Below are 6,040 nucleotides of genomic sequence, written 5' to 3'. Positions count from 1 at the left end.
GCGGAGCCGCTCGGCGACGAGCGCAGGGAGGCCTGCCGCGGGTTCGCGGAGCGCGCCAGGGGCTTCTTCCGCGGCGTCGGCGTCGAGGCCGAGGGGGTCATGACCGACGACGGCGGCGGCTACCGCTCGAGGGCGTTCAACGAGCGGCCCGACGCGGCGGGGATCCGGCACGTCTACACCAGGCCGTACGGCCCCTGGCAGAGCGGCAAGGCCGAGAGGACGAGCCGCGCCCCGGCCCAGGAGTGGCAGTACGCCCGCGCGTACGGGGGCGACGAGGGGAGGGCCGGGGCGCTCCCGGCCTTCCTGGGGCGCTACAATTGGGAGCGGCCCCACGGCGCCTGCGGAGGCCTCCCGCCGACGTCACGCATAGTCGGTGTCAACAACGTCATGGCACACAACACCTAGTCGACTGCCACGAGGACGTCGGTCGCCTTGATGATGGCGACCGCCTTCATGCCCTCGGTGAGACCGAGCTGCTTGACGGCCTCGTTGGTGATCGACCCGGTGAGTCGGTTGCCGTCGGCGTCCTCGAGCGCCACGGAGGCGTTCACAGCGCCGAGCTGGGCCTTGACGATCGTGCCCTCGATCTGGTTGCGGGCCGAGAGCTGCGGGAGCTCCTCGGTCGCGAACATGACGTTCGTGGCCTTGATGACGGCCTGGCACTCCTTGCCCTCGACGAGTCCGAGCTCCTTCACGGCCTCCATGGTGATGTCGGACTTGATCAGGCTCTGGTCGCCGAACGAGATGGTCACGACGGCGTTGACGGCGCCCTCCCGCACTGCCTTGACGGTGCCCTTGATCTGGTTGCGCGCGCTGATCCTCATGATGCCTCGCACTCTCTCGAAAAACCGAATGCCACTTGGCGGCAAGGTGCCCGCCACTGCCCCGGATGCCGGACCGGCGGACGAGCGCCGGCAGCCCCGTGACGTGACACCAGCATATCGCCTCGACATCGAAGGGCACCCGTCTGCGGAGCCTCCCTCCACCCGTCCTCCACCTCCGGCAGGTGCCGGGGCTCAACGATTGGGCTCTCCGCCCTGGCAGCGCCGGGCGACGACCGACTTCCTGAACTCGCTCGGGAGCATCCCCACCTCGCGCTTGAATACCGCCGAGAAGCGCCCCGCGCACGCGTAGCCGACGGCATGCGCTATCTGCCCTATGGTGAGGTCATCCCGACGCATCAGCTGCTCCGCCTGGCTCATGCGTCGGCTCTGGACGTAGCCGATGACCGTCATGCCGGTGACGAGCTTGAAGGTCGACTTGAACTTGGTCGGGCTCATGCATGCCATGGCCGCGAGGTCGGGGACGCGCAGGTCCGCCGCGCAATGGTCGTCGATGTAGCACACCACGTCGTGTATGCGCTCGCAGTCGGCGGGACTGGCCGCCCTGCGGCTTCCGGGTGCCTCCCGCCTCGTCCTCTCGACGATGAGGCTCATCGCCTCGAGCACCTTGCCCCCGTAGAAGAGCTTGCTGCGGCCCTCGTCGCCCGGCTGGGGCCAGAGCCCCGAGAGCAGGGCCTTCATCTCGGGGAACTCGTCGTTGCGACCCAGCGAGACGAAGGCCTTCTCGACGTTGCGGAACTTCCCCTCGTACTCCAGGTCCAGGAAGCGCGCCGAGAACTCCGGGGTCACCTCGATCGAGACGCTCTGCACGGGGATGCCCCCATGGGCGACTCCCCTCCACGGGCCTCCCCCTATGCTCTGGCCCCATATGCTGTTGGGCCTGAGCTTGCGATAGGGGCTGAACTCCTCGCCCGCGATCGACCTGAACCAGGTCACGGTGAGGTACCTGGGCGAATCGAAGTTCATCACGAAGTCGTCCCTTATGACGAAGTCGTGGATGCTGACGCTCCATGGCTCGTCCTCCGGGGAAAGGGAGTGGAACCAGCCCTGGCAGCGCTCGTTCCGCACCCGATACGAGCGCCAGAGCGGGCCGAAGCCCTCCGGCGAAGGCTCCCTGGAAAACCCCGCGGCAATCAGCGCCCGCTCCTGCAACGTAACCTTCACCGGTCGTCCTTTCCTCCTATGCCGATGGGACGCAAACGAGCGAGGATTGGACGGGAAACCCTCGAACATGCTGCCGCTTCTCCCGCCCTTGCATACACTCGCAAGAGAAAGTTAGTGTCATATAACATGATATGAAAGGACATACGTGATGGAGCAGGAGAATCTGATGGCGGGAGGCGGCGGCCTCGCCGCGCGCGACCTTGTCACTACGGGCATCTTCTCGGCGCTCTACCTCGTGTTCATGATGGTGGGGGGCATGTTCTTCGCCTCCAACCCCGTGCTCACGTTCTGGATGCCGGCCGCATCCGCTCTTCTCACGGGCCCCGTGTACCTGCTGCTCGTCGCAAAGGTTCCCAAGCACGGCCCGCTGGTCGTCCTGGGGGTCGTCGAGGGGCTCGTCGTGTTTGCGACGGGGATGTACTGGGGCTGGTCGGTGGCCTGCGTCGTCCTGGGGGTCGTCGCCGACGTCGTCGCGGGCGTCGGGGGCTTCAGGAACAAGGCGCTCAACCTCGTGGCCTTCGTCGTGTATTCCCTCTCGCCCATGGGGTCCTACCTCATGCTCTGGGTCGACCCGAGCGGATACGCCTCGTACCTCGTGGGCAAGGGGGCCGAGCAGGCATACATGGACACGATGTTCTCGACAGCCACGTCCTGGATGCTGCCGGCGATGCTGGTCGCGACCGTTGCGTGCGCGGTCGTCAGCGGCCTGGTGGGCATGCGCCTCCTGCGCCGCCAGTTCGCGAAGGCCGGGATGACGGCCTAGATGGGGGAAGCGCGTCACCTCGACCCGCGCACGAAGCTCGTGGCGCTGGCATGCATGGCCGCCTCCGTGGCCCTCGCCCCGAACATGGCCTGCGAGCTCCTGCTCATGGCGCTCGCAGCCTCCTTTGGGGCGGCCCTTGGCAAAGGCGGGACCAGCGTGCTTGCGCTGGCCCTGTATGCGGCCCTGCTCGTCGGTGCGCAGCTCACGCCGCTTCTGGGCAACGTGGCGCTGCGCACCCTGTTCGCCTCGTTCCTTCTCCTCCTGCGCAAGGTGTTCGCGTGCGGCCTGATGGCCTACGCCACGGTGTCCACGACGCACGTGAACGAGCTCATGGGCGCGCTGGCACGCATGGGAGCGCCGCGCAGCGTGACGATTCCCCTTGCCGTCGCCCTGCGCTATGCGCCGACCATACGCGAGGACTGGGGATTCATACGTGACGCCATGCGCATGCGAGGCGTGTCGCCAAGCCCCCTGGGGTTCGCGCGAGCGCCGATGCGCACCATCGACTGCGTCTACGTCCCCCTGCTCATGAGCGCAAGCCGCACCTCCGACGAGCTTGCCATGGCGGCGGTCGCACGAGGCATCGAGAACCCCGCGCGACGCACGTGCTACCTGCACCTTGAGATGAGGAGGCTCGACTTCGTGTTGGTTGCGGGCTTCGCGGCCGTGACGGCAGGCATGCTTGCGCTGAGGCTGGCATCATGATTGCCTTCGAACATGCCTCCTTCACGTATGGAGCGCCGCCCGGCCTAGGGCGGGCGGATGTCGAGGACGTGACGCTCTCCGTGCGGGACGGCGAGGTGGTCGTGCTCTGCGGTCGGTCGGGCTGCGGCAAGTCGACCCTGCTCAGGCTCGCCAACGGACTGGCGCCCCGATTCTTCCCCGGGAGGAAGTCCGGGAGCGTCGCCCTGGATGGCACCGGCGTCGACGAGCTCGCCACCTGGGAGATCGCCCAGAGGGCAGGCTCGCTCTTCCAGAACCCGCGCACCCAGTTCTTCAACGTCGACTCCACGGGCGAGGTGGCATTCGCGCTGGAGAGCGCGGGGTGGCGCGAGGACAAGATTCGCTCCCGCGTGGGCGAGACGTTCGACGAGCTGGGCATCTCGTCCCTTGCAGACCGCAGCATCTTCGAGCTCTCGGGCGGAGAGCGCCAGAAGATCGCCTTTGCGAGCATCTGGGCGCTGCGCCCCACGAACCTTCTGCTCGACGAGCCGACGAGCAACCTGGACCTGCCCTCGATCGACGACATGGCACGCCTCGTGCGCCATGCCAAGGAGAGGGGCTGTGCGGTCCTCGTGGCGGAGCATCGCCTCTCGTGGCTCTCGGACGTCGCCGACCGATACGTCTACCTGGATGGCGGCAGGGTCCAGCGCAGCATGGAGGCGGCCGAGTTCCTGTCGCTCGACGCGCGGGAGGTCGAGCTCATGGGCCTGCGCGCGCGGGAGGCGGGCGGCATGGTCATTCCGCCGGACGCGCGTGACGATGCGCCTCGCACGGGCCCTCCCCTGCTCGCGGCACATGGCCTCTCGCTCTCCCGCGGTTCCGTCCCCGTTCTGAGAGATGCCGATATCGAGCTGGATGGGGGCGAGGTCGTGGCCCTCGTGGGCAGGAACGGCGCGGGCAAGACCACCCTCTGCAGGTCGCTCTGTGGGTTCGAGCGCAAGGCGAAAGGCGTGGTGGCTGTCGACGGGGCAAAGGCCACGCGCAGGGAGCGGACGCGCATCTCCTCCATGGTGTTCCAGGACGTGAACTACCAGCTGTTCGCCGAGAGCGTCGCCAGCGAGGTCACGTTCGGGCTGCCCACGCGTCGGGCCAGGGACGTCGACGTCTCGCGGCTCCTGTTCAACCTGGACCTCGGGGGACTTGACGACAGGCATCCCGCCACGCTCTCGGGAGGTCAGAAGCAGCGCCTTGCCGTAGCGGCCTGCGTTGCAGCCGACAAGCGCGTGCTCGTCTTCGACGAACCCACGAGCGGGCTCGACCTGGACGGCATGCGCCGCGTCGCCCGGCTGCTCAAGGCACTGGCGCAGCAGGGCCGTGCGATACTGGTCGCGACACACGACCTGGAGCTCATCGCCTGCGCCTGCACGCGCTGCCTGTACCTGGAAGGAGGCGTCGTGCTGCCCGTGCCCGCAGAGCAAGGTGAGCTTGGGCGGCTCGTCCACGTCGGTCGAACGTGACGGAACGGCCGAGGTGGCGCTGACGCGCAACCCGGGCGCAAGGCCGACAACGCCCAGTGCGCCTGCCACGGCACCGACAACGTCAAACGCGTCTGCCGCAGCGCCGACGACGTCAAACGCGTCCGAAAACTTGACGACGACGTCAAACGCGTCTACTGCAGCTCTGACAACGCCAAACGCGTCCGTAAAATCGCCGACGACGTCAAACGCGTCTGGCCATCGACAAAATCCCTGGTCAGATTCTGTCCCCAGACGCGTCGGACGCTTTCGAACGAAATCCGGACGCGATGGACGCTTTCGAGCAATACCCGAACGCGATGGACGCTTTCGCAGAAGAGACACGCGCCTGCCGCAACGAACGACGCCTTGCTATAATCCGGCAGACAACACATCGGAGGACAGTACGCCGTAGCGTAGGGAATCGTGGGCCCGGCTGGCCCGCAGGCCGCCTGTCAGAGAAGATGCCGGGTGAGCCCGGGTGTCGCGCATTGACGTGTGCGGCGCCCGGGCTTCTCACATAAGGGAGAAGACCATGGACGTCACGCTCGAGCCGCTGCAAGCACAAGACACCGATGCGTTCGCCGCAGAGATGCAGGAGGCATTCCAGCTTGCCGTGGATGCGGCGAGCGACGACGAGCCCCTCCCCGTGCTGCCCAGGCAGGACATCGACGAGTCCCTCGCAAACCCAGGCGCAGTCGCCCTGGTCGCCACCTGCGAGGGAAGGCGCGTCGGTGGCACGGTGCTGTTCCTCGACGAGGAGACTCATGAGCACGAGTGCGCCCTCCTCTACGTCAGGGCGGACGCGCACGGAAGGGGAATCGGAGCCGCACTCTGGAAGGCAATCGAGAAGCGCTACCCGGACGCAGTTGCCTGGACGCTGTGCACACCCTACTTCGAGGTGCGAAACATCCACTTCTACCTGAGCAAGTGCGGCTTCCACATCATCGACCTGGTCAAAGACCCAGAGACGGGGCCAGCGGATGCCAGCGGAAAGGGGAGTCTCATGTTCTCGTTCGTGAAGCGCCTCGACGGACGCTGGGAGTAGGCAGGGCGCATGCGACAAGGGAAGTCGCCCGGCCCTCTCGCAACGT

7 protein-coding genes are annotated in these 6,040 nt (G+C 67.0%); 5 read left to right on the top strand and 2 right to left on the bottom strand.

All coding sequences use genetic code 11. The annotated features are described in order from the left end of the window. Positions 1 to 405 (top strand): IS481 family transposase (locus tag HMPREF1008_RS05315; RefSeq protein WP_009278828.1); only part of this gene is annotated, 405 nt, incomplete at its 5' end. On the opposite strand, the gene HMPREF1008_RS05310 is transcribed toward HMPREF1008_RS05315, so the two are convergent. Both HMPREF1008_RS05310 and HMPREF1008_RS05305 read right to left on the bottom strand, forming a co-directional pair. After that, positions 402 to 824, bottom strand: coding sequence for a molybdopterin-binding protein (locus tag HMPREF1008_RS05310; protein ID WP_009278827.1), 423 nt, complete (start codon positions 822 to 824; stop codon positions 402 to 404). The two genes, HMPREF1008_RS05315 and HMPREF1008_RS05310, sit on opposite strands and share 4 nt — an antisense overlap. Before the next feature lie 192 nt (positions 825 to 1,016). Next, positions 1,017 to 2,006: an AraC family transcriptional regulator gene (locus tag HMPREF1008_RS05305; protein ID WP_050796631.1), complete on the bottom strand. Its 990-nt coding sequence runs from the start codon at positions 2,004 to 2,006 to the stop codon at positions 1,017 to 1,019. Positions 2,007 to 2,154: 148 nt separating this feature from the next. On the opposite strand from HMPREF1008_RS05305, the gene HMPREF1008_RS05300 reads away from it, so the two are divergent. The 4 genes from HMPREF1008_RS05300 to HMPREF1008_RS05285 all read left to right on the top strand — a co-directional run bounded on the left by HMPREF1008_RS05300 (position 2,155) and on the right by HMPREF1008_RS05285 (position 5,994). Next, positions 2,155 to 2,769: an MptD family putative ECF transporter S component gene (locus HMPREF1008_RS05300; RefSeq protein ID WP_009278825.1), complete on the top strand. Its 615-nt coding sequence runs from the start codon at positions 2,155 to 2,157 to the stop codon at positions 2,767 to 2,769. Further along, a complete protein-coding gene (locus tag HMPREF1008_RS05295) occupies positions 2,770 to 3,474 on the top strand; it encodes an energy-coupling factor transporter transmembrane component T (RefSeq protein ID WP_009278824.1) in 705 nt (234 codons plus the stop codon). Next, positions 3,471 to 4,949 (top strand): ABC transporter ATP-binding protein, encoded by a 1,479-nt coding sequence (locus HMPREF1008_RS05290; RefSeq protein ID WP_009278823.1) that lies wholly within the window; start codon positions 3,471 to 3,473, stop codon positions 4,947 to 4,949. The genes HMPREF1008_RS05295 and HMPREF1008_RS05290 overlap by 4 nt, the downstream gene beginning before the upstream one ends. A 532-nt stretch (positions 4,950 to 5,481) precedes the next feature. Then, on the top strand, positions 5,482 to 5,994 hold the full coding sequence (locus HMPREF1008_RS05285) for a GNAT family N-acetyltransferase (RefSeq protein ID WP_009278822.1): 513 nt from the start codon (positions 5,482 to 5,484) through the stop codon (positions 5,992 to 5,994). Positions 5,995 to 6,040: the final 46 nt, after the last annotated feature.

The organism is Olsenella sp. oral taxon 809 str. F0356, assembly GCF_000233535.1.
GTDB classification, from domain to species: domain Bacteria; phylum Actinomycetota; class Coriobacteriia; order Coriobacteriales; family Atopobiaceae; genus Olsenella_I; species Olsenella_I phocaeensis.
This window is presented reverse-complemented; position numbering and strand designations above follow the sequence as displayed.